Genomic DNA, 24,399 nt, shown 5'->3' with positions numbered 1-24,399 from the left:
TTTTCTTCTATATTTTAAACTTATAGCTCCCAAAAAATAGATAAAATAAAAATGATTATATTTTCATAAAATTCAGCCGTTAAATTCACCTCGCTTAAACACTTAAATGTGACAATTTTATGCGCCAAGGTTTTATATAGATGATTTTAAAACTATATATGCTATAGTTAACGTGTAAAACTATCATTAACTGAGGTGAATAGAATGAGTGAAGCAACAACAACGTTAGATGGCTGGTATTGTTTACATGATTTACGTTCTATTGATTGGGCTGCATGGAAAACATTATCTAGCGACGAACGCGGACAAGCAGTGTCTGAATTTTTAAATGTCGTTGAAAAATGGAACGAAGTAGCTACTGCGAAAAAAGGTAGTCACGCAATGTATACAGTTGTTGGTCAAAAAGCTGATATTATGCTTATGATTTTACGTCCAACAATGGAAGAGTTAAATGAAATTGAGACAGAATTGAATAAAACAACATTAGCTGAATATATGGTTCCTGCATATTCTTACGTATCTGTTGTTGAACTAAGCAACTACCTTCCAGCTGATGAGGATCCATATCAAAATCCACAAATTTTAGCTCGCTTATATCCTGAATTACCGAAAGCAAATCATATTTGCTTCTATCCAATGGATAAGCGTCGCCAAGGTGATGACAACTGGTACATGCTTCCTATGGAAGAGCGTAAAAAAATGATGTACAGTCACAGCAAGATTGGTCGCCAATACGCAGGGAAAGTACGCCAAGTTATTTCAGGATCTGTTGGATTCGATGATTTCGAGTGGGGCGTAACATTATTCGCTGACGATGTTCTTCAATTTAAGAAACTTATATATGAAATGCGATTTGATGAAGTAAGTGCTCGTTATGGTGAATTCGGAACATTCTTCGTTGGAAACATCTTACCAGACGAAAAAGTAGAGAAATTTTTACACATATAATATTGAAAAAGGGACGAAATTCGTCCCTTTTTTTATTTCCCTCTATATTTCTCCTCAAAAAACTCCTTTTTCCCGCAAATTCGAACAAAAACCGACAAATTCCTTACAAAATTGTAACTTTTCTATATCCAAATTCATGCTAAAATGGTACGAGCTATATGCTAATAACGATGCGAAGGTGATAATTTATATGAAGAAAATCTTGTCTATTTTACTAGCGCTTCTGTTGTCAATTTCTTCCTTAGAAGTAACAACATCCCATGCGGAAGAAAAAATACAAATAGAAGCTGCTGCTGCACTTCTATTTGATGCAGATACAGGGAAAATACTGCATGAACAAAACCCAGACGAACTGCTAGCTATTGCTAGTATGTCAAAATTAATTGTTGTTTACGCTGTTTTAGAAGCAATTAAAGAAGGGAAAATTACTTGGGATACGAAAGTAAATATTTCCGATTACGCTTATGAAGTCTCTCGTAATAATGAATTCTCTAATGTACCGTTCGAAAAAGGACGTCAATATACTGTAAGAGAATTATATCATTCTATTGTTATATTCTCTGCAAATGGATCTAGTATTGCTTTAGCAGAACTTCTTGCAGGAAGTGAGAAAAACTTCTTAAATCTTGCAAATGAACATGCAAAAAAGCTAGGATTAAAGAAATATAAATTTGTAAACGCTACTGGTTTAAATAACGCTGACTTAAAAGGGAAACATCCCGAGGGTACTGATCCAAATGCAGAAAACTCTATGTCAGCTCGCGATATGGGTATACTTTCAAAAGCAATGATTACAAAGTATCCAGAAATGCTAGAGGATACAAAACAAAGATTTAGAAACTTCCCAGACAATCATCCAAAACCAATTCGTATGGAAAACTGGAACTGGATGTTACCAGGAGCTGCCTTCGCTTATGAAGGTACTGATGGTTTAAAAACAGGAAGTTCTGATACAGCTGGATATGGATTTACTATTACTGCGAAACGCGGTGATTTACGTCTTATCTCGGTTATTATTAAAACGAAATCAATGGACGAGCGCTTCACAGAATCTCGTGAATTAATCGAATATGGATTTAATAACTTCGAAAAACAAAAGCTCAAGGTTGATAAAAATAACACAATCTCTGTAGTAAAAGGGAAAGAAGATCAAGTAACGGTTGCACCTGAAAAAGAAATAACAGTAATTGCGAAAAAAGGTAGCAAAGATCCTTATAAAATTGGGACTGAATTAGATAAATCTCTTGCTGAAGATGGACATTTAGTTGCTCCTGTTAAGAAAGATGCCAAAGTAGGCTCAATTACTTTAGAATCAACTGATAAATATGGTTTCTTAGACGGTAGTAAAAGTATGAAAGTTACTGCAAAAACAACAGAGGAAGTTGAAAAAGCCAATTGGTTTGTGCTAACAATGCGCTCTATTGGAGATTTCTTCTCAAACTTATGGTCTAAAGTATTTTAATGATGAAAAGCTAGCTCACGCTAGCTTTTTTATTTTCCTCTCTCAATGTAAAACTTCGTTTGGTTGTCATATCTGAGTCCTTTTTCTCATACGTATGAACTAGTAATTGTTCCACACTTCATCTAGAAATAAACCTCTTTCCAAAAGGTATTACAAAAAGAGAGGTGACACATAATGGGTGTTATTGCTTATAACGAAGAAGATGTAAAGTTGTTAGCTAGACTGATGCGTGCTGAAGCCGAAGGAGAAGGGCAACAAGGAATGTTAATGGTCGGAAACGTTGGAGTAAATCGTGTCCGCGGAAATTGTTTAGACTTTAAAAGCATTCGTAATTTACGTCAAATGGTTTATCAAAACCCCGGCGGTTTTGAAGCAACGCAAAAAGGATATTTTTATCAACGGGCACGTGAACAAGATATTGCCCTGGCGAGACGGACCATTCAAGGGCAACGTTTTTGGCCTGCCAACTTTGCCTTATGGTTCTTTAGACCTGAAGGTCCTTGTCCACCAACTTGGTATAACCAACAAAACTCTGGTCGCTTTAAAAAGCACTGCTTCTTCCAGCCATCTGCTGGAGACTGCCCTAGCGTATATTAAGGAATAAAAATGAGGAGGGATTTTTGAATGGCACAGCAACAAAATCCGTACTATGGAACAGGTTTTTATCAACCATCTGGAACTTATGTCCAACCACAACAAATGACTCAACAACAACAGCAAGCAATGCAACAACAAACAGCTCAAGCTGCACAAGCTCAATATGCAATTTCTCAAGGCATGTTACCTCTAGAGCAATCCTATATTGAAAATATCCTTCGTTTAAACAAAGGTAAGCAAGCTACAGTTGTAATGACTTATGAACGTGGCAGTTCCCTTGGTACACAATCTTATACAGGTATTATTGAAGCAGCCGGCCGTGACCATATCGTTATTAGTGAACCGCAATCAGGAAAACGCTATTTACTATTAATGATCTACTTAGATTACGTAGAATTTCCAGAAGAAATTACGTATTTACCTAGTCAACAAGCAACTTATACTCCAAGACCATAAAAAAAGCTGGCAAATGCCAGCTTTTGTTTTTTATAATCCTTTTACAACTGCAGTCCCTACTAGAATCCACGCCACAATAAACGCTACACCACCAAGAGGTGTAATTGGGCCAAAGAACTTAATGCCTGTCGTACTTAATGCATACAAACTACCTGAGAACATAATAATCCCAGCTACCATTAGCCAACCAGCAGTAGTTAAAAGTGATGATTGAACCTTATCCATCAATAAAGCAACTACGAATAATCCACCTGCATGAAACATCTGATATGTAACGCCTGTTTTCCAAACTTCTAACATTTTCGCAGAAATTTTATTTTCTAAACCGTGTGCTCCAAAGGCCCCTAACGCAACAGATAGCCCCGCTGCAATACAACCTAGTAAAAAGAAAATTTTCATCTTAATTCCCCTTTTTTACCTTTATCATAAGCAATTTTTTCATATAAGCCAAACGATTTAATTCTTAAAAATCAAATAAAGAATTACCATTTGCACCTTCTTCTTTTATATACACAGGTTCTCCAGAAACTGGTATAACTGGTTGAACTGTTGTTATAGGCTGTGATCCAATTACTTGCGATTGAATTTGCGGCTCCCTATACGTAGAAGATTCAACCTGTTCATCTAATAGTAAATCGCATAAAGCACGCACAACTAATAAATGTTCTTTTGACTTTTGTCCTTCGCTACTTTTTGCCTTCGCAATTTCATTCGCCATTTTATTTAAAATCTTGTCACTAGATATTTGCATTCCTTATCACCTCGTACTTTGTAATTCTTTCTCAAATTGTCCCAGTTTCTCTACTGAACCAAATACTATTATCATATCATGTTCTTGTAATTTTTCCTGCCCTGTTGGATTATGTATAATATTACCATTTCCTGAAATCGCTAATATCGTTACATCAAACTGATTCCTTACATTACTCTCTAGTAACGATTTACCGACTAGTATTGAATCTTTGCCAACTAGAATTTCTTCAATGACAAATGACTGTTCTACTCCATACAACACTGTATCAATATAATGAACGGTTAATGGATTTGCAATACCTTTTGCTATATGAATACCTGCCATACTAGATGGATTAATAATCTTATTTGCACCAGCACGCCTTAATTTCTCTTCAGTTTCTGGCTTTTCAGATCTCGCCACAATTTTAATCGTATCGTTTAATCCTCTTGCTGTTAATGTAATAAATACATTTTCGGCATCATTTGCAACAATAGCAACTAAACCAGCTGCTTTTAAAATTCCGGCATTATGTAATACTTGATCTTCCGTTGCATCTCCATGTACAAATAAAAGCTTTTCCTGCTCCAATATACTTTCATCTTTATCAACAACGACAAATGGAATGTTCTTTTCTTGCAATTCATGTACAACTTGAAGCCCCACTCTACCGCAACCACATACTATAATATGATTTTTCAACTGCGCTATTTGTTTATCCATCTTCTTCCTCCGTACTGCATGAAATAAATTCCCTTCAATAATCATAGCTGCCACTACCCCAATTGCATACGTAACAATACCTACACCAACAGGAATAATAAGGAGCGCAAATACTTTCCCTGCTTGCGTTACAGGAACGGCATCTCCGTATCCAACAGTCAATACAGTAATCATCGTCATCCAAAATGCTTGAAACAAACTAATCTCTTCAATTGTCATAAATCCTATCGTTCCTAGAATTACAACAAAAGTCATACATATAACTGCTATCCATAATTGCTTACGTGCATTCATACCGTGTTTCAACTCTTTTCTCTATCTACAATCTTTGCCAGTGGAAATAAAATACGTATATACTAGATACGGAATCTATGAAAGAGGTTGATATAATGAAGACATTTCTTTCCGCCTTACAATGGGCACTATTTATTTTAGCTGGAAGCCTTATTGTACCAATTAGTGTCGCAACTAGTTACGGTCTTGATGGCGCTGAAGCCATTGCATTTGTACAAAGAACATTATTTGTTCTAGGCTTTGCTGGTCTCTTGCAAGCTATATTTGGGCATAAACTTCCTATTCAAGAAGGTCCTGCTGGCCTTTGGTGGGGAATTTTCTCCCTTTACGCAAGTTTAGGCGTCGTATTATTTGGATCAAGCAATGAGACACTTAAAGTTCTTCAATATGCTTTCTTATTAAGCGGTATTATTTGTATTATTCTTAGCGTTTTTGGACTTATTGATAAACTCGTTCGCTATTTTACACCGACAGTCATTGGAACGTATTTATTTCTTCTTGTCGCGCAACTCAGTGGCTCCTTCTTAAAGGGAATGTTTGGCCTTGATGGAAAACATACAGAAGTACAACCTAATGTATTTATTCTTTCACTCATTGTTATTTTACTATCCTTTTTCATCATGAAGCTACCTATTATTGGACAATATTCCGTTCTTTTCAGTATCATATGCGGCTGGATATTATTCGCATGCTTCGGATTATCTAATCCAATAACACCAGTGACAGACATAATTCGTTTTCCGTCCTTATTTGTTTTCGGCATGCCTCGTGTTGAATGGAACATGGTAATTACGGTCATATTTGTTACACTCTTACTTCTAACAAATATGTTAGCAAGTATTCGCGTTGTACAAAAGGTTGTCTCTAAATATGAAGAAAATGCTGCATCAGATCGTTTTAAACAAGCCGGCATTATAACAGGAATCAACCAATTGCTAGGCGGCCTGTTTTCAGCTATTGGACCTGTCGCTATTTCTGGATCAGCAGGTTTTATTGCAACGACTAATATTTATAAACGTCTCCCTTTTATATTAGGGTCAAGCTTTATTATTGTCGTTAGTATATTCCCAAAGATTACTTCATTCTTTGCAGCAATCCCTGTTGCAGTTGGTTATGCCGCTATTTATCCTGTATTCGCAAGCATGATTGGCCTCGCCTTTCGAGAATACGAAACTGTCCAGGATAAAGAACAATTATTTAAAGTAGCCGGTCTTTCAATCTTCACAGGAGTCGGAGTTATGTTTGTTCCAGCAGGAGCATATTCCACACTTCCACCATTTCTAGCATCGTTTTTAAGTAACGGTCTCGTTCTTGGATCTGTAATGGCCATTTTGCTAGAAATACTATTTTCTCGTTCCACAGCAAAACAAATATCGTAAATTGGAAAACTTCCATTATTGCACTCTACCTTTAGAGTTGTTACGATAAAATCAAACTTGAATCATTGGGGTTTTATCCATCCCCAATGATTATTAACCGATATTATGAGCAACACACTCATAATGATTTATCTACTTCTTTTCAAAGAGGTTTGATGTCTTACTATTATTCCTCAACATCTTCATGAACATGTATTTTGATTTCAATTAAAGAAAGGAATTTTCTATATGACTTATAAAATGATTGTTTTAGATTTAGATGATACTTTATTACGTGATGACCATACTATTTCACCTCGTACGAAAGAAGCGTTAATGACTGCACAAGAGCAAGGGGTAAAGGTTGTACTTGCTTCTGGACGTCCAACATTCGCAATGCGTACAATCGCAAAAGAACTACATTTAGAAGAGTATGGTAGCTTCATTCTTTCATTTAACGGTGCAAAAATTATTAACTGTAAAACAGATGAAGAATTATTCAGTAGTACGTTATCTCCTGAAATCGTTCACAGTCTATACGATATTAGTGAAGAAGAAAACGTCTGGATCCACACATACATTGGTGACGATATTATTACTGAAAAAAACAACTCTTATACAGAAATTGAAGGTCAAATTACAGGTATGCCAATTGTAGAAGTAAATAATCTGAAAGAAGCTGTACAACAACCAGTTGTAAAAGTATTAATGGTAGAAAATCCAGAACACTTACAAATAGTAGAATCAAAACTACAACAACAACTAGAAGGCCAATTAAGCGTGATGCGTTCGAAACCATTCTTCTTAGAATTTACTGAAGCCGGTGTTACAAAAGGAACGAGCTTAAACAAACTGATTCAAAAGCTTGGCATTAAGCGTGAAGAAGTTATCGCAATGGGCGATAGTTATAACGACCAAGCAATGATTGAATTTGCTGGTCTTGGTGTTGCAATGGGCAATGCACCTGATGATATTAAAGAAATTGCAAACTACGTAACAGATACAAATATGAATGATGGTGTCGCAAAAGTTGTAGAGAAATTCGTTTTAAAAACGGATGTACTTGTTTAATATTTTCATTCACAAAACCTATTTGAAGTCAAATACTTCAAATAGGTTTTTATTTAAATTCTCATGCTTTTGTGACTATATTTTGAACTTTGCACTATTCTCGTAGTGTAAACTTTCTTTTTGTATATAATGAAACAAAATAGACTATTTTATTTTGAAAAAGAATACAAATTTACTATATACAAGCATACGTTAAAGGAGGCTACTTTATGTTATCTACACCAATCGGACGATTAAGAGCAATTGGACTAGTTGAGGGTATTTCTTTCCTATTACTATTATTTGTAGCAATGCCATTGAAATATTTCGCAGGATTTGCAACAGCTGTTAAAATTACAGGCATGGCTCATGGTGTTCTGTTTATTCTATTCATCTTTGCAGTAATTCAAGTAACAATCGTACACCGTAAATCAATTTTATGGGCACTTGGAGCATTCGTTTCATCAGTTATCCCATTTGGTACTTTTGTACTAGATGCAAAATTAAAGAACGAACAACAATAATAAAAAGGTAGTTAACGACTGTTAACTACCTTTTCTATTTATAAATTTGGAATTTCCCAATCAATTTCTCTTTCTCCCATATTAGCTAAAATCGTATTTACTTTAGAGTATGGCTTACTACCAAAGAAACCACGTCTTGCCGATAATGGGCTTGGATGTACAGATTCGATAATATGATGATTCGGATTCGTAATTAACTTCTTCTTCGCCTGCGCATAGCGCCCCCACAATATGAAAATAACTGGCTTTTCACGTTCGTTCAACAGTTCAATCACACGATCTGTGAAGTGCTCCCATCCTTTTCCCTTATGAGAATTTGCTTCGCCTTGACGAACTGTCAATACGGTATTTAGTAGTAATACTCCTTGTTCTGCCCATTTTACTAAATAACCGTTATTCGGGATTTCATAACCATATTCATCTCGAAGTTCTTTATACATATTTAACAATGATGGTGGTGTTTTAACATCAGGTTGTACAGAAAAACTTAAACCATGCGCTTGATTCGGTCCATGATATGGATCTTGCCCTAAAATAACAACCTTTGTATTTTCATAACTTGTATACTGAAGAGCGTTAAAAATATCTTCTACCTTCGGATAAACAACATGCGTGCTGTACTCTTCTGTCAAAAAACTGGATAGAGTACGATAATACTCTTTCTCAAATTCTGGTGCCAATAATGGTCCCCAATCATTCTTTAAAACATTTTCCATACTGTCACATCCTGTCTAATTAATTCAACATATCCTGTTTTGTAAATACTACGAACGAAATAATAAGGGAAACAACTGCCCAAACAGTTAAATTCATCAAAGAAAATCCCATTGATAAGCCTTGTAATGCAGGTAATTTTCCTGATAAATAATCCGTTAATGATAAATTCACACTAAAAATATATTTCGCACCTTCCCAAGATGTTGCGAACGAGCTTAAGATACCGCCTGCAATTAATGCAGCTAGCATAACGCCCATACCAGCTGGTGTATTACGAATTAAAACAGAGACCATAAATGATATAGTTCCGACAACGATAGCAACAAACCAGGCTAGTCCATACGCCATTAAGATGTATTGCCACTGCGGAATAAGATGCACAAAGTTCGTATTTAACGTTTCCTTATCAATGACGAATCCTGTTAAAACAGGTAAATTCCATCCCGAGTATCCAAATACAAGCCCTGATAATATGTAAGCAAACAAACCTACAAGAAACAGTATGAGCGAAATGAAAAATAACATCGTCACGTATTTACTAAGGAGTATTTTCCAGCGCCGAATCGGCCGCGTAAGTAACATCTTCATTGTCCCATCACTTCGTTCTCCTGAAACGATATCAATAGCGACAATCATTACGAGAAGCGGGATAAACAATGTAATTCCTTGTTCAATAAATGCTCTGACAAAAGTCGGTGCACCCGGTGCCATCGGGTTAATATCATGATCTAAATAATATTGTTGTTGCTCAACTCTTACCTTTAACCAATCACGCCATTCTTCTGGCAACCTAGAATTGTTCAACCGGTTCTGAGAATCAACAATTTGCTGTTGCAATGAAACCTTCCAATCAGTTGTACCGAGTCTTTTTTGTGTCGTTTCTATTTCACGATACTGCGCGTACACAAAAAGCGGGATCAAGATTGCTAAAATAAGCATGACAACAAAAATACGTTTCTTGCGGTAAATCTTTTCTGATTCATTTAAAACTAGATTCGCAAATTCACGCATGCTGCTCACCCCTTGTGAGTTCAATAAATAAATCTTCTAGCGTAAATACAAGCTCCTTAACGCTATGTACATCTATTTCATTTTCGACAAAGTGTTTATTCCAACTACTTATAGATGCAATATCCATGCGGCATAGTAATCGCTCACCTTTTACACTCACTTCTCTTATTTCCTCGGCCGCTTCTAGCATATCTTTCGCCTTAGAAATCGGTGTAACAATCCATTCTACACGATCACTTGCCGTTTTAATTAATTCTTCAACCTTGGCAACTGTTATCATCTTTCCTTTATGAATAATAGCAACGCGATCGCATATCATTTGCACTTCACTTAGCAAGTGACTTGAAATAAACACGCTCATATTTTCTTCTTTCACAAGCTTATGTATAAATTCCCTAAGTTCTCTAATCCCAGCTGGATCTAAACCATTCGTTGGCTCATCTAATATAAGCAATTTAGGATTCCCAAGGAGCGCCTGTGCAATTCCAAGGCGTTGTTTCATACCAAGTGAGTACGTTTTTACCTTGTCATGAATTCTTTCATCTAAATGAACCATTTCAGCAATTTCAATAATACGTTCATCTGATATATCACCTAACATACGAGCAAATTGCTTTAAATTTTCCCATCCTGTTAAATATGTATACAACTCTGGGTTTTCAACGATACTCCCAATTTGACGCATCGCTTCTCTGAAATTTTCCTTAATCGAATAACCACCGATAGAAATCTTACCTTCTGTCGCCTTAATCAATCCGACTAACATTCGAATGGTAGTCGTCTTTCCAGCACCGTTTGGTCCTAGGAACCCGAACACTTCTCCTTGCTTTACATCAAAGGAAATATTCTCTACAAGAGTCTTGTTTCCAATTACTTTCTTCAAGTCTCGTACGGAAAGTATCGTCGTCATTTTACCCCTCCTTGTTCTAGTTTTAATTTACTTACAACATTTTGAACTAAACGTTCTGCCATATACGTATAACCTACTTCATTCGGATGAAAATGATCAGAGTATAATAAATCTTTCCCACGGTTTTGGAATAAATCAAATGTCGGTGTAATATACACATTTTTATCGTTTAGCGCTAACTTCTCTAAAGATGCATTCCAGTCCACAACAATGTTTGAAGACCCTTTTAAATCTTCTACATCTTCAAAAGGATTGTATAAACCAAGCCAAAAAATCGGACTATTTGCATTTAATTTACGAATTTCTTCTATAATTTTCTTTGCTTCATTTTGAAACGTTTCTGTATCAGGACGATACGTCTCTAAATCTATTTTCCCGAGCGATTCCCAGCCTGGGAACAAATCATTCCCGCCAATCGTTAACACGATTACATCTGCTTGCTTAATTGAATATTGAGCGCCACTACTTTCAATTTGTTTTAATAAATCGGGCATTTTTGCACCACTAACTGCTAAATTTGTTAATGCAATTTTTTGCTTATAATCTTTTTGTAAATCCTCTTTCATTCGCCCAACATAGCCAATTCCTTCTTTATCACCAACGCCACGCGTTAATGAATCACCTAAACTAACGATTTGTAACGTTCCCGTTTTCTTTTTCTCTTTTGCCACTACATCGGTCTTTTTAATTAAATTTGAAGCTTTCGGATTTAATACATCATTTACACCTGAAACAAAGCCATATGCAAATAAACAGAAAGATGCAATTGTAATGAGTAGAATTACTTTTACTACTTTTGATCTCATATCAAAACCCCTTTTAGCCCTCATAGATTGTCCATAATTATACCAAACGAAATTTTGAAAAGCGATTTTCACACCTTCTCAATTATGTCGTTTCTCTATCTACTAACTCTGGTAATAACTCTATATGCTTCACATCTAATTTCTCTTCATTAATCTTTTCATATAATAATTCAAACGCTTTTACTCCAACGTTTTTACTAGAATGCGAAATCGTCGTTATACCCAATATATCTGCCACCTCTTGATCATCACACCCGATAATCGTAATATCCTCTGGAATACGAACTCCTTGTTTTTTTGCTTCTGTAACCATCCCCGCTGCAATATGGTTACAAGATACAAGGAACGCCGTCGGTTTTACTGACATATGAGCCCATTCTCTAATTACATTGCGTCCATCTTCCACTGTAAAACACCCCTCAAATTTCCAGGTCTCTAACGGTGTTACGATACTCTGTTGAAGCGAATCTTCGTACGCCTTCTTTCGTCTTTGGCTATTAACGCTATTACTTCTTCCAATACAATATCCAATACGTGTATGACCGGCATCTATTAAGCTTTTCATCCCACGTGAAAATACTTTGTAGTAATCGATATGGACACTTGAAATATACTTCGAATCTATTTCTTCACACATAACAATCGGGCCGAATTTCGTATATTCTTCAAGCTTCTCCTTACTATTTGCCCGAGAACAAATAATAACCCCATCAAGCTTTTTCATTTTTAACATATTTAAAATTTCTAGTTCTCTTTCTTCGCTATAATTCGTCTGGCAAAGCATCATATTATAATTATTCTTTGCTGTTTCTTTTGATATTCCCTCGATAATAGCGCTATAATATTGATCATTTACGTGTGGCAATAAAACGCCAATTACATTCGTTTTTCCTTTCACTAAATGAATTGCATTCACGTTTTGCGTGTAATTTAATTCTTCTATAATCGCTAAAATTTCTTTTCGTTTCTGTTCATTTACGTACGGATGATTATTTAGTACACGTGAAACAGTTGAAACAGATACTCCAGCAAGTTCAGCAATCTTTCTTATATTTGTCATCTCATTTTCCCCTTCTCACAAAAATTCTCCCTTGACCTGGTAAGCTTTCCACAATATATCCTTTCCTAGCAAATACATTTAGAAAGGATATACAACTATGCTTCGATTCAAATTAGAATATATATTTTTCATTAGCGGTTTACTCATTCTTGCCCTCGGTATTAATATGATGACGACAATTACTTCCTTTGGACTTAGTCCTTATGATTCCTTCTTTATTGCACTATATCAAAATTTTGGGATAAGTATTGGTTTTTGGATTTTCATGATTAACTTTGCCTTTACACTTATCGTACTCTTTTGGAATAAAAAACAAATTACAATCGGTACAATTGTAACGATGGTTCTTATTTCTCTTTTTGTTGATTGGATTGGTTCCATTACAACTATTATGGACGCTATCCGCTCTCTTCCAAAATATATAACACTTATTTGCGGAAATCTATTCGTTGGAGCTGGAATTGGTCTTTACGTCTCTACAAACCTTTGCGCAGCGCCTCAAGAAGCTTTCGTTTTAACGGTTGCTGAAAAGAAAAAATGGACGTTTAGAAGAACAGAGATTTCATTAGCCTTTTTATTTTTAACGTTAAGCTTTTTATTAGATGGACCTATCTATTTTGGAACAATCATCTTATCCTTTACGACAGGCTGGATTATCCAAGCATTTATTCAAGTTGGTACGCAGATTTTAAATAGAAAAGAGCCTATTAAGCAAGCTGCTTAATAGGCTCTTTCTGTTTTATGGTAAGAGATACTACTTAGCATCCCCTTCAATTCGATAGTTCGCTTTCAAACAATCGATTTCTTCATACCCTTGCAACGTATGTAGAATATAATCATAATCAGCAAGAGACGCACGATGCGTTACAATTACAATTTCAGCCTTTCCTTTCTCTTCAAGCGGCATTTGAATAATCTTTTCAAAGCTAACGCCACGCTTAGAGAACAATGAAGTAATTTTTGCAAATACACCAATTTCGTCTTTTACATGCAGTCTTAAAAACTTTTTCACGACAATTTCGTCTGGCTCTTTTAATACTTTTTGATATTGTGGGACTACAGCACTATTTCCTGTTACCCCTAATCTAATATTTTGCATTACAGCAACTAAATCCGAAACAACAGCTGTCGCTGTCGGTAAACTTCCTGCGCCTGGTCCATAAAACATCGTTTCTCCAACTGCTTCACCGTACACATACACAGCGTTATATTCATTTTGTACTGCCGCAAGAGGATGTGTATTTGGAAGTAAAGTTGGTTCAACTGTAACCTCCAATTTTTCACCATCTCGTTTTGCAAGACCGATTAATTTAATTGTATAACCTAAGCTCTTACTGTATTCAATATCTTCCTCTGTAATAGAGGTAATCCCTTTTACTTTCACATCTCCAAGCTCTACATTTGTAGAGAAACCGAGAGTAGCTAAAATCGTCATTTTTCTTGCTGCATCTAAACCTTCTACGTCTGATGTTGGATCTGCTTCTGCAAATCCAAGTTGTTGGGCTTCTTTTAACACGTCGTTATATGCTCTCCCTTCGTCTGACATTTTCGTCAAAATAAAATTTGTCGTTCCATTTACAATTCCCATTACTTTCGTAATAAGATCTGAGGAAAGTCCTTCTACGATACTGCGTAAAATTGGAATTCCTCCTGCCACACTCGCCTCATAGAATAAATCAGCCTTATTATCTTTTGCTGTCGCTAATAATTCAGCTCCATGTAATGCCATTAAGTCTTTATTTGCAGTTACAACATGCTTTCCGCTTTTTAAAGCTTGTAAAATATATGATTTTGCATCATCAATGCCACCCATCACTTCGATGACAACATCAATATTTGGATTATCTAAAATTTCATTTGCATCTTGTGTTAATAGAGTAGAAGGTACCTCTACCTCTCTCTCTTTCTCAATGTTTTGCACTAATACTTTCGTTACCTTCACTGGACAACCTACTTGGTGTATGAGTCGTTCTTGATGATCCGTAATAATACGAACCACACCACTGCCAACTGTCCCAAGACCTAATAACCCAACTTGAATTTCTTTCATGGTACTGTCCACCCCTCAAAAATTGTGTTTAGATGAAATTATATGAGTAAAAAATCTGAAAAACAATGTATTTTGAACATTCGGAAAAATATAAGTTAATCTTTACAAGGAAAACGTTGCCACGTGTTACACAATCTTTCTTTACAATATATAAGGGGTTTCTTGATACACGTAATAATTCAACCAATTAGAAAACAATAAATTACCATGACTCCTCCACCTAACAAGCGGCTTTTCATCTGGATTATTATGTTTAAAATAGTTTTTTGGCACATCAATATTTAATCCCTTGTCACGATCTCGTTCGTATTCTTGTTTTAACGTCTCACAACTATATTCGCTATGTCCAAGGGCAAACACTTGCCTTCCTTCTGGCCCAATAACAAGGTGAACACCTGCTTCTTCAGAGTTTGCTAACAATGTTAATTCTTTCACTTCTCTAATATCATTCTCTCGTACTTCTGTATGACGAGAATGCGGAGCAAAAAACAATTCATCAAATCCTTGTAACAATTTCACATGTTGCTCGCAAACCTCATGTTCAAATACACCGAACATTTTTTCCTTAAGGGGATACTTTGGAACACCATAATGATAGTACAAACCAGCCTGTGCCCCCCAGCAAATATGGAGCGTAGATGTTACATTCGTTTTTGAATACTCCATAATACGTTTAAGCTCTTCCCAATAATCTACTTCTTCAAAAGAAAGAGTTTCAACTGGTGCTCCTGTAATAATGAGCCCATCAAATTTTTCATTTTCAATATCACGAAACGTTTTATAAAAGCTCGTTAAATGGTCCTGCGCTACATTACGAGACAGATGTGATTCCATATGAAGTAAATGAACATCTAATTGCAACGGTGTGTTTCCAATTAAGCGAAGTAATTGTGCCTCTGTGTCTTGCTTCGTTGGCATTAAATTTAATATAGCAATTTTCAAAGCGCGTATATCTTGTGTTTCTGCTCGCTCCTTCGTCATTACAAAAATATTTTCTTTTTGCAACACTTTGCGAGCCGGTAAATCTTTATCAATTATGATCGGCATGTGTTTTGCCTCCAACTAGAGCTGCTTCCAAATCTGCAATAATATCAGAAACATCTTCTATACCAACCGATAAACGAATTAAATCAGATGTAACACCAGCTAAACGCTGATCTTCAGCATTTAATTGTCTATGCGTCGTACTAGCGGGATGTATAACGCAAGTTCGTGCATCAGCTACGTGCGTTACAAGAGTTGCTAGTTTTACATTTGCGATAAATTCTTTTGCTGCTTCTAATCCCCCTTTAATACCAAATGTTAAAACCCCACTAGCACCTTTTTTCAAATACTTTTGTGCTAACGAGTAATTTTCATTACTATCTAATCCCGGATAATTCACCCATTCAATACGTTCATGATTAGCAAGCCACTTAGCAACTGCCAGAGCATTTTCGCTATGACGCTCCATTCGTAAATGCAAAGTCTCTAAGCCAATATTGCTAATATATGCATTGAATGGGCTCATACAATTTCCATAATCTCTTAATAGTTGAACACGTGCTTTCACAATATATGCTGCTGCACCAAAGTTTTGAACGTAACTTACACCGTGATAACTTGGATCTGGTTCAACAAGCTCAGGATATTTTCCATTTGTCCAATCAAAGTTTCCACCGTCAATTACAATACCGCCTAAAGAGCTCGCATGCCCATCGATATATTTAGTCGTAGAATGAACAATAATATTTGCCCCATATTCAAACGCTTGGCATAAATAAGGAGTTGCTAATGTATTATCAACGATAAAAGGTACCTCTAATTCTTTAGCGGCAGCTGAAAATTCTTTGAAATTTAAAACATTCATCGCTGGATTTCCTAATGATTCTGCATAGATAAGTTTCGTCTTATCGTTAGCAAGTGCCGTAATTTCATCTGCCGTTAAATTTGGATTAAAGAACGTAACATCAATGCCAAGCTTACGTAAACTCACCCCAAATAAATTAAACGTTCCCCCGTAAACAGTTGAAGAGCAAAGTAAATGATCCCCACTACTACAAATATTTAAAACTGCGAGCATAATAGCTGCTTGCCCAGAAGCCGTTGCAACAGCTCCTACACCGCCTTCTAAATCTGATAACTTCTGCTCAAATGCGGCTAGAGTAGGGTTTCCAATACGCGTATAAATATATCCTTCTGCCTCTAAGTTAAATAGAGCTGCTAAATCATCCGAAGTATCGTATTTATACGTTGTGCTTTGATAAAGTGGTAAAACACGTGGTTCACCATTCTTTGGCGTATAGCCACCTTGCACACAAATCGTTCCTTTTCCCCATGATTCCCCCATCTCTCATTCTCCTTTCTTTTATACAAAATAAAAAACTGCCCCTTTCCTGAAAACAAGAAAGGAGCAGTTTGAAAACACGCTCTAAAGGCTCTTTCTTATCTCTCAGGATTACTACCTGCAGGATTTGGCACAATTCCGTTATACGGCTGTTGCCAAGGTTTCATCGGGCCTGTCCCTCCACCTTTTCTTGATAAGACTATGCAATTACCGTTGATTTTATAGCAATAATTTCCTAATGTCAAACAGTTTTTCTGAATGTTCTAAAATAAATGTTAACAGTTTCATATAAAGCAACAAAAGAAATATATTCTAGTCTATTTCAAAAAAGACCTTTAAAAAACTCAAATCAGTCTATAAAATTAAATAAGTAATTTAACCTATAAATTCAAATTCTCTAAAATTCAGCCTATATGTTGAATAGGCGGTCCTCTCAAAAAGATACTATATATATTCAATCCATTTTCCACTAGTATATTTCACTTTTTCCCTACTGAGATTTACATAACGGAGGTATAACATGACAAATAAAAAAGATATGCAGTACATACTTGCTCTATATGGCATTCTTCTAGGATCTATAGTAGGAGCTACAGTCTGGTTATTTTTAGTCACAATAAATATTGGAATCCACTTTATTTGGGGATACTTGCCTGAAGTTCTCTCTTATCCCTCTTATTACACCCTTTGCGTAACAATAATTGGCGGGGTCCTCGTTGGTCTATCACAAAAATATTTCGGTATATATCCACGCCTTATGCCTGAAGTAATGACTGAATATAAAAAAACTGGTCGAATCGAATATCGCTTTGTCCATCAGGCTACTTTAACAGCGATTATTGTTTTAATTTTCGGAGCTAGTCTTGGTCCAGAAGCCGCACTAGTTGGAATTATAGGCGGACTGTGCACATGGGTAGGGGATCGCTTTAAATTTGCCTTAAAGGGTATGAATGAGCTAACCGAGATTGGAATTGGCGCTACTTTAAGTGTCATTTTTAACGCACCATTATTCGGTTATTTAGCACCGAATGAAAATGAGGGGGAACAAATTGCTGCTTTTTCTAAAGGAAAAAAGGCAATTGTATACTTAGCTACTACTTTCGCAGGTTTTTCTGTTTATTTACTACTGAGTAAACTCGATAATCGTGGATCCTTTATTGTTGATTTCGGGGAAGGTGCACTTTCTTTCAATGAATGGATCGCATTTCTTCCACTTGCTAGTATCGGTGCTATAGTTGGTTTCTTTTATTTCAAGTTAGAATTCACATTAGAGAAGTTAATTCACCCTTTTAGGGAATACAAGCTGACACTCGGAATTATCGGTGGCATTTTATTAGGAATTGCAGGAACTTTTCTTCCGTACACATTATTTTCAGGGGAACATCAATTAAAAGAGTTAGTTGTTGAATGGAGCCATTTATCTTTTTGGATACTACTTCTTTCAGGGATTTTAAAGTTGTGTATTACTGCCGTTTGTTTGAACACAGGGTGGCGGGGTGGACATATATTCCCAATTATATTTTCCGGATCAAGTATTGGATACGCTATAGCATCTATTCTTCCTATAGATCCAGTAGCGTCCGTTGCTATCGTAACGACAGCAATTTCGAGCTATGCGTTACGAAAGCCAATAGCTATTACATTGCTATTACTTATGTTTTTCCCGCTTAATTTACTATTGCCAATGCTTGGTGCAGCTGCTATTGGGAATGCCTTTCCACTCCCAAAACATAACGAAAATACAAATTAACAAAAATAGACAGTGTAGACGAAAGCTCCACTGTCTATTTTTTTATTACACATGCTGCTTTAATAACGCTTCTAACTCCTCAAAATTATGCACTTCATATGTCGGTATAATCCCACTATCATTTAACTTCCTTTCTGGATTAAACCAACAAGTATCAATTCCCGCTACATATCCACCTTTAATATCCGCGCTTAATGAATCCCCAATAATCAGTCCTTCTTCAGGTGCAAAGTTAGGAATCCGTTCAAAAACATAATCAAAATACTCTTTCATCGGCTTTTGAAAACCTGTATCTTCCGAAACAAAAACATCTTTAAACAATGAATGTAACCCTGCATTACGCAAACGTTTACCTTGCGTCTTAGAAACACCATTTGTCACTATATACAACTCATACTCCCCTTGAATTTGATTTATAAATTCAAACGCACCTTGCATGAGTTGATTTCCTTCTTCTAAGTAGTTACGGTAATTATTTTCGAATAATATTCCATCTACTTCTTCTCCATACTCTTTAAACAACAGAGAGAATCGTGTATTTACAACTTCATTGCGTGATAGTTCCCCTTTTTCAAAAGCATCCCAAAGACCTTTATTTATTTTTTTATAACGAGCCTCTATCTCGTCTGTTAAAGGGATTCCCTTCTCTTCAAAAAGCACCCGTAAAGCCACTTTTTCAGCCTTTTGGAAATCTAATAATGTATCATCTACATCAAATAGCAATGTTTTATATTTTTTCATAAACTCATCACACTCTCTTTTCTACAAAAACAAATTTACATAAATCGTATCATTCCTTCTTGTAAAGATAATAGGAGATATCTCATACTATAAATAGAGGTGAAAATATGAAAATCAGCAAAAATGAGGAAGAAATTTATCAATACATGCAAATCCATCAATTCCATACCCTATTTTCATTTCATGTCTTGCCATATGTAGAGCTACATTCTTTTCAAACGAAAGAGATGATATGTAGCGAAGGAAATACTCTCCCTTATCTCTATTACTTAATTTCTGGGAAGGCAAAAATATATATGAGTCATAAAAACGGGAAGGTTTCATTAATTAATTTTATTCAAGCACCATCTTTTATCGGGGAATTAGGATTAATAGGAGTAGAAAATATTACCAAGTCCGTTGAAGTACTAGAAGATTGTGTTTGTTTGGCACTTCCTCTTAAAGATTGTCAGCAACTTTTATTACAAGATGCAACGTTTTTACAGCACCTATGCAAATTTATTGGAGAAAAGACAATTACTCGCACTGAAAATTACGCAAAAAACTATAGTTATCCTTTTGAAAATCGATTAGCTGCTTTTATTTTATTAACAGAACAAAATAATTGTTATATGGAAAAGCATACTGAGGCCTCGGAATATTTAAATGTCAGCTACCGTCATCTTTTATATGTATTAAATCAGTTTTGCCAACAAAATTACTTAAAAAAAGACGGAAGAACCTATTACATACGAGATCGAATTCAATTAAAAAAACTTGCTGATGAACTAAAAATATAAAAAAAGCAGCATTAACGTTTACATGTTAATGCTGCTTTTTCGAGTGACGATTATAATTTTAATTAAAATTTACTTGCTACTTTAGCTGCTTCTTCAAGACCTGTAGCAATGATTTCTTCTGCTTTATCTGGGAATTGGTTATGTCCTTCAATAATTACTGTTTCCATGTTTGTTGCGCCGAAGAAGCCCATCATACTTGCTACATATTTAACAGCCATTTCTACCTCAGCTGCTGGACCTTCTGAATATACGCCGCCTCGTGCATTTAATAATGCAATCTTCTTATCACCGATTAGGCCAACTGGACCCTCTGGCGTGTATTTGAACGTTTTACCAGCACGGTTTAAATAATCAATATATGTGTGTAGCACTGCTGGAATCGTTAAGTTCCATAATGGGAAGCCGAAAACAACTTTATCAGCTTCTAGGAATTGATTTAAATACTTATCAGCAACTGCTACTGCTTTCGCCTCTTCTTCTGTTAAATCAAATCCTTTACCTGCCTTGAATGTACCATTGATCATGTCTACACCTACATATGGTAATTCTTCTTTATATAAATCCAGTTCTACTACTGTATCATTTGGGTGTGCTTCTTTATAGTTTGCTAAAAATGCCTCATATAATTTTACACTAACTGCTTGTTCCGCTGGACGGTTGTTTGCTTTAACGAATAAAACTGTTGCCATTATTTCTTCCTCCTAGTACTCACTCTTATGTTGTTATATGCTTTCAAAAAAGGTATCCCTTGTAATTGTTGTTTTGTTGCTTACAAACATATTTTATCTTTATATCAAGACAATTTCGTCCTCACATAGACGTATTTTTCCATAAAAAAAGTCCACCTTCTAAAGGCGAACTAGGTCTTACGACTTTTGTCTTATACAATTCCATTTTTCACTGCATATAACGCCGCTTGCGTACGATCGGATAAATTTAATTTACTCAAAATGCTACTTACATGCGCCTTAACCGTCTTTTCTGTAATAACTAAAACAGATGCAATTTCCTTATTGCTCATCCCTTTTGCTAATAGTTGCAACACCTCATTTTCTCTCGCTGTTAGCACATCCACTTGAATAGAATGTTCTTCTTCCTTTTCTTCTACAGGTAATGTTTGAGAGAGAAGAGCATTTGCTATATCCGGATGTAATTGAATATTACCTTTATATGCACTTCGAATAGCCTCAACAAGCTGATCCGGTTCTACATCTTTTAAAATATACCCACTTGCTCCAGCCCTTAATGCAGGTAACACATGCGCCTGATCAGAAAAGCTAGTTAATACAATTACTTTCACATTTGGATACTCTTTTTTAATATATACCGTGGCCTCAACACCATCCATTTCAGGCATATATAAATCCATTAATATAACATCAGGATTTGTTTCTCCTACTTTCACTAACGCTTCTTTCCCATTATTCGCTTCTCCAACTAACTCTAAATCTTCCTGTGTGCTTAAGAAAAATGCTAATCCTTTTAAAACGACTGTATGATCATCAACTAACAATACTTTTATTTTCACAAACTTCCCTCATTTTCACATCATAATGGTACATTTACTTTTACGCTCGTTCGTTTATTACTACTTACAATTTTAATTGTTCCACCAACTAATTCTACTCTTTCACGCATCGTAGTCATACCTAGTGATTTCTTTTCTTTTATATTCTTTTCCACAAAGCCCTTTCCTTGATCAACTATTTCTAATGATACATTTTTCTCATTCACTGTAAAATAAATCGTCGCTTCTTTTACACCTGCATGCTTACTTACATTGTTAAGTGCTTCTTGGCCTATGCGCCACAAAGCTTCTTCTACTACACGAGGTAAATCACGAACACCCGTAACTTGCTCCCTTATTTTCAGTCCCAAATTTTCACCGTACTGCTTTAGCGCTGGCAATAATCCTTTTTCTAATCCTGCCGGACGAAGCTGCCAAATTAATGTCCTCATTTCTTTCAAAGCTCCTTGCGCAAGTTCACGCATCTCATGCAAAGATTGATCTACCTTTTCATTTTTACCTTTTAAAACTGCCTCGGCGCCTTTTGTCATGAAGGTTAATGAAAATAATTTTTGCGAAACAGAATCATGTAAATCTCTTGCTAACCGATTTCTTTCTTCCATTCGTACAAGTTCACGGCGCTGCTCGTTTAACCTCAAATTCTCTATTATTAACGAAACATGGTTTGATAGCGCTTGAATTACATCTATTGTATTAGCATCAAACTCTCCATTATTCAAGCTAACACATAAAACACCAAATATATGGTTTTGAATATGTATTGGCGTAGCAATAACAGTTTGATTTAGATGCACATTATGCCCTATTTGATGTTTTATTAGAACTGGTTCATCTTGCTCTAACGCCTTGTTGGCCGCCTCTTTCACTTCCTCTTGTAACTCTTCCTGAACGTAAGACGCTCGTAAAGATAGTTCCTTTTCCTCCCTAATAAACAGCGCCACTTGATTCCATTGAAATACTTCACCTACGTGATTTACCACCTTTTCAGGTAGTACATTAAACTTATGAATCGTTTTTAAATCTTGAATGAAACGCTCTAATTTCACATAATAATGTGCTCTTCTCTTTTCATTTTCATATAATTTTGTTCGCTTTAAAGCCGTACCAATTTGGAAAGAAACCGATTGGAGTAATACTAATTCTTCTTCCGAAAAATGTGTTTTACCCGGACTTGCAACATTTAACAACCCAAATTTTTCTCCTCCAGCTTTTAAAGGAACCGTAGCATGATGAAGAATGCCCTCCGTATCTCCCCAATTATATTCAATTGCATTATTAATTCTTTTACATTCAATAATATTAACGGCTCTCTCTAATTTCCCATCTACAAAACCTCGTAAACACCAACACTCACCTTCGCACATCGGACGTTTATTTTCATATGTAAGTGCCTCTGGTAATCGGTAATCAATCAACTTCGTATACTTCCCATTTTCATCTGCAAGAAAAATCCATCCTGTCGTTAAGCCTGTCACACTTAGTAATTTCTCTAGGACAGCTTGCAATACATGATACGTATCATTTGATGTATTTAATGTTTCTGCAATTTCCTTTAATATAACTAATTCATTTGTACGATTATCTCGAAACATACTCAGTCTCCTGCATACAAGATTTTAAATAGCTCTTAAAATAAATCATCTATTTTTCACTTTGTACTTATTCGTAACATTGATATAATGGTGAAAACATAGTTTTCATTATATCACTTGAGGGGGCTTTCATAATGACATTAAATAAAGCACTTACTATCGCTGGTTCTGACACAAGTGGCGGTGCTGGTATACAAGCAGATTTAAAAACATTCCAAGAACTTGGCGTATACGGAATGACATCTCTTACAACAATCGTAACGATGGATCCACATAACGGTTGGGCACATAACGTATTTCCAATCCCAGCTTCTACATTAAAACCACAATTAGAAACAACAATTGAAGGTGTTGGCGTAGATGCTTTAAAAACAGGTATGCTTGGATCGGTAGAAATTATTGAAATGGTTGCAGAAACAATCGAAAAGCACAATTTCAAAAATGTAGTAGTTGACCCTGTTATGGTATGTAAAGGTGCAGATGAAGCATTACATCCTGAAACGAACGATTGCTTACGTGACGTTCTTGTGCCAAAGGCATTAGTTGTAACGCCAAACTTATTTGAAGCTTACCAATTAAGCGGTGTGAAAATTAATTCTCTTGAGGACATGAAAGAAGCAGCGAAGAAAATCCACGCTTTAGGTGCCAAATACGTACTAATTAAAGGCGGAAGCAAACTTGGTACGGAAACTGCAATCGACGTCCTATATGATGGAGAAACATTCGAACTTCTAGAATCAGAAAAAATCGATACAACCAATACACACGGTGCAGGTTGTACATATTCTGCTGCAATTACAGCAGAACTTGCAAAAGGAAAACCTGTGAAAGAAGCAGTAAAAACTGCTAAAGAATTCATCACAGCTGCTATTCGTTACTCATTCAAAATTAACGAATACGTAGGTCCAACTCACCATGGTGCATATCGTAAATTCGTTGTATCAAAAGAACTTGTCTAATATATAAATAAAAACACTCACAAGG

General features: G+C 35.8%; 26 protein-coding genes and 1 riboswitch. Of the genes, 11 read left to right on the top strand and 15 right to left on the bottom strand.

All coding sequences use genetic code 11. The features are described 5' to 3' along the window. Positions 1-204: 204 nt before the first annotated feature. The 4 genes from hemQ to gerQ all read left to right on the top strand — a co-directional run bounded on the left by hemQ (position 205) and on the right by gerQ (position 3,463). On the top strand, positions 205-948 hold the full coding sequence (hemQ, locus tag ACQRBL_RS26885) for a hydrogen peroxide-dependent heme synthase (protein ID WP_001287595.1): 744 nt from the start codon (positions 205-207) through the stop codon (positions 946-948). Positions 949-1,138: 190 nt separating this feature from the next. Continuing rightward, positions 1,139-2,410: a serine hydrolase gene (locus ACQRBL_RS26880; RefSeq protein ID WP_065485967.1), complete on the top strand. Its 1,272-nt coding sequence runs from the start codon at positions 1,139-1,141 to the stop codon at positions 2,408-2,410. Between the two features lie 174 nt (positions 2,411-2,584). Further along, a complete protein-coding gene (cwlJ, locus tag ACQRBL_RS26875) occupies positions 2,585-3,007 on the top strand; it encodes a cell wall hydrolase CwlJ (RefSeq protein WP_000538168.1) in 423 nt (140 codons plus the stop codon). Positions 3,008-3,034: 27 nt separating this feature from the next. Continuing rightward, entirely contained in the window at positions 3,035-3,463 is a 429-nt protein-coding gene (gene gerQ, locus ACQRBL_RS26870) for a spore coat protein GerQ (protein ID WP_000068652.1), read from the top strand. Positions 3,464-3,493: 30 nt separating this feature from the next. On the opposite strand, the gene ACQRBL_RS26865 is transcribed toward gerQ, so the two are convergent. From ACQRBL_RS26865 to ACQRBL_RS26855, 3 genes are all read right to left on the bottom strand, one after another. Next, positions 3,494-3,862 carry a DUF423 domain-containing protein gene (locus ACQRBL_RS26865; protein WP_000688315.1) on the bottom strand — a complete coding sequence of 123 codons (369 nt, stop codon included), beginning with the start codon at positions 3,860-3,862 and terminating at the stop codon, positions 3,494-3,496. Between the two features lie 64 nt (positions 3,863-3,926). Beyond that, on the bottom strand, positions 3,927-4,214 hold the full coding sequence (locus ACQRBL_RS26860) for a YwdI family protein (RefSeq protein WP_001167346.1): 288 nt from the start codon (positions 4,212-4,214) through the stop codon (positions 3,927-3,929). Positions 4,215-4,220: 6 nt separating this feature from the next. Further along, positions 4,221-5,213, bottom strand: a complete 993-nt coding sequence (locus ACQRBL_RS26855) for a potassium channel family protein (RefSeq protein ID WP_411995869.1) — start codon at positions 5,211-5,213, stop codon at positions 4,221-4,223. A gap of 95 nt (positions 5,214-5,308) precedes the next feature. Here ACQRBL_RS26855 and ACQRBL_RS26850 point away from each other — a divergent pair, with 95 nt between their 5' ends. The 3 genes from ACQRBL_RS26850 (at position 5,309) to ACQRBL_RS26840 (ending at position 8,145) form a co-directional block, all read left to right on the top strand. Next, positions 5,309-6,592, top strand: coding sequence for a purine/pyrimidine permease (locus ACQRBL_RS26850; protein WP_000847031.1), 1,284 nt, complete (start codon positions 5,309-5,311; stop codon positions 6,590-6,592). A gap of 228 nt (positions 6,593-6,820) precedes the next feature. Then, the gene (locus ACQRBL_RS26845; RefSeq protein WP_411995848.1) at positions 6,821-7,642 is read left to right on the top strand and encodes a Cof-type HAD-IIB family hydrolase; all 822 of its coding nucleotides are present in this window, start codon (positions 6,821-6,823) and stop codon (positions 7,640-7,642) included. Between the two features lie 209 nt (positions 7,643-7,851). Further along, positions 7,852-8,145, top strand: a complete 294-nt coding sequence (locus ACQRBL_RS26840; protein ID WP_000953396.1) for a DUF3817 domain-containing protein — start codon at positions 7,852-7,854, stop codon at positions 8,143-8,145. Positions 8,146-8,183: 38 nt separating this feature from the next. Here ACQRBL_RS26840 and ACQRBL_RS26835 read toward each other — a convergent pair whose 3' ends face one another. The 5 genes from ACQRBL_RS26835 to ACQRBL_RS26815 are packed head-to-tail and all read right to left on the bottom strand — an operon-like array spanning position 8,184 to position 12,649. Then, positions 8,184-8,861: a uracil-DNA glycosylase gene (locus tag ACQRBL_RS26835; protein ID WP_023523590.1), complete on the bottom strand. Its 678-nt coding sequence runs from the start codon at positions 8,859-8,861 to the stop codon at positions 8,184-8,186. 19 nt (positions 8,862-8,880) lie between these two features. Next, positions 8,881-9,873, bottom strand: a complete 993-nt coding sequence (locus ACQRBL_RS26830) for an ABC transporter permease subunit (RefSeq protein WP_023523591.1) — start codon at positions 9,871-9,873, stop codon at positions 8,881-8,883. Further along, the gene (locus tag ACQRBL_RS26825; RefSeq protein WP_023523592.1) at positions 9,866-10,783 is read right to left on the bottom strand and encodes an ABC transporter ATP-binding protein; all 918 of its coding nucleotides are present in this window, start codon (positions 10,781-10,783) and stop codon (positions 9,866-9,868) included. Before ACQRBL_RS26825 ends, ACQRBL_RS26830 begins: the two co-directional genes overlap by 8 nt. Beyond that, positions 10,780-11,661: an SGNH/GDSL hydrolase family protein gene (locus ACQRBL_RS26820; protein ID WP_015055217.1), complete on the bottom strand. Its 882-nt coding sequence runs from the start codon at positions 11,659-11,661 to the stop codon at positions 10,780-10,782. The genes ACQRBL_RS26825 and ACQRBL_RS26820 overlap by 4 nt, the downstream gene beginning before the upstream one ends. A 10-nt stretch (positions 11,662-11,671) precedes the next feature. Then, positions 11,672-12,649 carry a LacI family DNA-binding transcriptional regulator gene (locus ACQRBL_RS26815; RefSeq protein ID WP_411995849.1) on the bottom strand — a complete coding sequence of 326 codons (978 nt, stop codon included), beginning with the start codon at positions 12,647-12,649 and terminating at the stop codon, positions 11,672-11,674. A gap of 97 nt (positions 12,650-12,746) precedes the next feature. Here ACQRBL_RS26815 and ACQRBL_RS26810 point away from each other — a divergent pair, with 97 nt between their 5' ends. Continuing rightward, complete coding sequence (locus ACQRBL_RS26810) at positions 12,747-13,373, top strand: YczE/YyaS/YitT family protein (RefSeq protein ID WP_411995850.1); 627 nt, start codon at positions 12,747-12,749, stop codon at positions 13,371-13,373. A 30-nt stretch (positions 13,374-13,403) separates the two neighbouring features. Here ACQRBL_RS26810 and ACQRBL_RS26805 read toward each other — a convergent pair whose 3' ends face one another. The 3 genes from ACQRBL_RS26805 to ACQRBL_RS26795 all read right to left on the bottom strand — a co-directional run bounded on the left by ACQRBL_RS26805 (position 13,404) and on the right by ACQRBL_RS26795 (position 17,028). Continuing rightward, positions 13,404-14,699, bottom strand: coding sequence for a homoserine dehydrogenase (locus ACQRBL_RS26805; RefSeq protein ID WP_411995851.1), 1,296 nt, complete (start codon positions 14,697-14,699; stop codon positions 13,404-13,406). 141 nt (positions 14,700-14,840) lie between these two features. Next, positions 14,841-15,746 carry a homoserine O-acetyltransferase MetA gene (metA, locus tag ACQRBL_RS26800; RefSeq protein WP_001121531.1) on the bottom strand — a complete coding sequence of 302 codons (906 nt, stop codon included), beginning with the start codon at positions 15,744-15,746 and terminating at the stop codon, positions 14,841-14,843. After that, positions 15,730-17,028 carry a bifunctional O-acetylhomoserine aminocarboxypropyltransferase/cysteine synthase gene (locus ACQRBL_RS26795; RefSeq protein WP_000504786.1) on the bottom strand — a complete coding sequence of 433 codons (1,299 nt, stop codon included), beginning with the start codon at positions 17,026-17,028 and terminating at the stop codon, positions 15,730-15,732. Before ACQRBL_RS26795 ends, metA begins: the two co-directional genes overlap by 17 nt. Positions 17,029-17,120: 92 nt before the next feature. Continuing rightward, positions 17,121-17,225, bottom strand: a riboswitch (SAM riboswitch). A 320-nt stretch (positions 17,226-17,545) separates the two neighbouring features. On the opposite strand from ACQRBL_RS26795, the gene ACQRBL_RS26790 reads away from it, so the two are divergent. Beyond that, positions 17,546-18,775 (top strand): chloride channel protein, encoded by a 1,230-nt coding sequence (locus tag ACQRBL_RS26790; RefSeq protein ID WP_000182472.1) that lies wholly within the window; start codon positions 17,546-17,548, stop codon positions 18,773-18,775. Positions 18,776-18,820: 45 nt separating this feature from the next. Here ACQRBL_RS26790 and ACQRBL_RS26785 read toward each other — a convergent pair whose 3' ends face one another. Further along, complete coding sequence (locus ACQRBL_RS26785) at positions 18,821-19,516, bottom strand: YjjG family noncanonical pyrimidine nucleotidase (protein WP_023523597.1); 696 nt, start codon at positions 19,514-19,516, stop codon at positions 18,821-18,823. Positions 19,517-19,623: 107 nt separating this feature from the next. Here ACQRBL_RS26785 and ACQRBL_RS26780 point away from each other — a divergent pair, with 107 nt between their 5' ends. Beyond that, positions 19,624-20,295 (top strand): transcriptional regulator YeiL, encoded by a 672-nt coding sequence (locus ACQRBL_RS26780; protein WP_411995852.1) that lies wholly within the window; start codon positions 19,624-19,626, stop codon positions 20,293-20,295. A 62-nt stretch (positions 20,296-20,357) separates the two neighbouring features. On the opposite strand, the gene ACQRBL_RS26775 is transcribed toward ACQRBL_RS26780, so the two are convergent. From ACQRBL_RS26775 to ACQRBL_RS26765, 3 genes are all read right to left on the bottom strand, one after another. Further along, positions 20,358-20,984, bottom strand: coding sequence for an FMN-dependent NADH-azoreductase (locus tag ACQRBL_RS26775; protein WP_000246722.1), 627 nt, complete (start codon positions 20,982-20,984; stop codon positions 20,358-20,360). 191 nt (positions 20,985-21,175) lie between these two features. Then, the gene (locus ACQRBL_RS26770; protein ID WP_411995853.1) at positions 21,176-21,823 is read right to left on the bottom strand and encodes a response regulator; all 648 of its coding nucleotides are present in this window, start codon (positions 21,821-21,823) and stop codon (positions 21,176-21,178) included. A gap of 20 nt (positions 21,824-21,843) precedes the next feature. Then, positions 21,844-23,415, bottom strand: a complete 1,572-nt coding sequence (locus ACQRBL_RS26765) for a GAF domain-containing sensor histidine kinase (protein WP_023523599.1) — start codon at positions 23,413-23,415, stop codon at positions 21,844-21,846. Positions 23,416-23,549: 134 nt separating this feature from the next. Between ACQRBL_RS26765 and pdxK the strand changes: the two genes are divergently transcribed. Then, a complete protein-coding gene (gene pdxK, locus ACQRBL_RS26760) occupies positions 23,550-24,374 on the top strand; it encodes a pyridoxine/pyridoxal/pyridoxamine kinase (RefSeq protein ID WP_000174259.1) in 825 nt (274 codons plus the stop codon). Positions 24,375-24,399: the final 25 nt, after the last annotated feature.

It is taken from the genome of Bacillus sp. AF62 (assembly GCF_050312695.1).
Taxonomy (GTDB): Bacteria; Bacillota; Bacilli; order Bacillales; family Bacillaceae_G; genus Bacillus_A; species Bacillus_A cereus.
Note: the sequence above shows the minus strand (reverse complement) of the source record. Positions and strands in the feature narration are given on the sequence as shown.

What these genes read in the sequence shown, in the direction of transcription:
- ACQRBL_RS26855 (WP_411995869.1), bottom strand. Translation starts at nt 5,213, where the DNA reads ATGAATGCACGTAAGCAATTATGGATAGCAGTTATATGTATGACTTTT.
- hemQ (WP_001287595.1), top strand. Translation starts at nt 205, where the DNA reads ATGAGTGAAGCAACAACAACGTTAGATGGCTGGTATTGTTTACATGAT.
- gerQ (WP_000068652.1), top strand. Translation starts at nt 3,035, where the DNA reads ATGGCACAGCAACAAAATCCGTACTATGGAACAGGTTTTTATCAACCA.
- ACQRBL_RS26835 (WP_023523590.1), bottom strand. Translation starts at nt 8,861, where the DNA reads ATGGAAAATGTTTTAAAGAATGATTGGGGACCATTATTGGCACCAGAA.
- ACQRBL_RS26765 (WP_023523599.1), bottom strand. Translation starts at nt 23,415, where the DNA reads ATGTTTCGAGATAATCGTACAAATGAATTAGTTATATTAAAGGAAATT.
- ACQRBL_RS26830 (WP_023523591.1), bottom strand. Translation starts at nt 9,873, where the DNA reads ATGCGTGAATTTGCGAATCTAGTTTTAAATGAATCAGAAAAGATTTAC.
- ACQRBL_RS26825 (WP_023523592.1), bottom strand. Translation starts at nt 10,783, where the DNA reads ATGACGACGATACTTTCCGTACGAGACTTGAAGAAAGTAATTGGAAAC.
- metA (WP_001121531.1), bottom strand. Translation starts at nt 15,746, where the DNA reads ATGCCGATCATAATTGATAAAGATTTACCGGCTCGCAAAGTGTTGCAA.
- ACQRBL_RS26795 (WP_000504786.1), bottom strand. Translation starts at nt 17,028, where the DNA reads ATGGGGGAATCATGGGGAAAAGGAACGATTTGTGTGCAAGGTGGCTAT.
- ACQRBL_RS26860 (WP_001167346.1), bottom strand. Translation starts at nt 4,214, where the DNA reads ATGCAAATATCTAGTGACAAGATTTTAAATAAAATGGCGAATGAAATT.
- ACQRBL_RS26865 (WP_000688315.1), bottom strand. Translation starts at nt 3,862, where the DNA reads ATGAAAATTTTCTTTTTACTAGGTTGTATTGCAGCGGGGCTATCTGTT.
- ACQRBL_RS26805 (WP_411995851.1), bottom strand. Translation starts at nt 14,699, where the DNA reads ATGAAAGAAATTCAAGTTGGGTTATTAGGTCTTGGGACAGTTGGCAGT.
- ACQRBL_RS26845 (WP_411995848.1), top strand. Translation starts at nt 6,821, where the DNA reads ATGACTTATAAAATGATTGTTTTAGATTTAGATGATACTTTATTACGT.
- ACQRBL_RS26775 (WP_000246722.1), bottom strand. Translation starts at nt 20,984, where the DNA reads ATGGCAACAGTTTTATTCGTTAAAGCAAACAACCGTCCAGCGGAACAA.
- ACQRBL_RS26810 (WP_411995850.1), top strand. Translation starts at nt 12,747, where the DNA reads ATGCTTCGATTCAAATTAGAATATATATTTTTCATTAGCGGTTTACTC.
- ACQRBL_RS26790 (WP_000182472.1), top strand. Translation starts at nt 17,546, where the DNA reads ATGACAAATAAAAAAGATATGCAGTACATACTTGCTCTATATGGCATT.
- ACQRBL_RS26815 (WP_411995849.1), bottom strand. Translation starts at nt 12,649, where the DNA reads ATGACAAATATAAGAAAGATTGCTGAACTTGCTGGAGTATCTGTTTCA.
- ACQRBL_RS26840 (WP_000953396.1), top strand. Translation starts at nt 7,852, where the DNA reads ATGTTATCTACACCAATCGGACGATTAAGAGCAATTGGACTAGTTGAG.
- ACQRBL_RS26780 (WP_411995852.1), top strand. Translation starts at nt 19,624, where the DNA reads ATGAAAATCAGCAAAAATGAGGAAGAAATTTATCAATACATGCAAATC.
- pdxK (WP_000174259.1), top strand. Translation starts at nt 23,550, where the DNA reads ATGACATTAAATAAAGCACTTACTATCGCTGGTTCTGACACAAGTGGC.
- ACQRBL_RS26880 (WP_065485967.1), top strand. Translation starts at nt 1,139, where the DNA reads ATGAAGAAAATCTTGTCTATTTTACTAGCGCTTCTGTTGTCAATTTCT.
- cwlJ (WP_000538168.1), top strand. Translation starts at nt 2,585, where the DNA reads ATGGGTGTTATTGCTTATAACGAAGAAGATGTAAAGTTGTTAGCTAGA.
- ACQRBL_RS26785 (WP_023523597.1), bottom strand. Translation starts at nt 19,516, where the DNA reads ATGAAAAAATATAAAACATTGCTATTTGATGTAGATGATACATTATTA.
- ACQRBL_RS26850 (WP_000847031.1), top strand. Translation starts at nt 5,309, where the DNA reads ATGAAGACATTTCTTTCCGCCTTACAATGGGCACTATTTATTTTAGCT.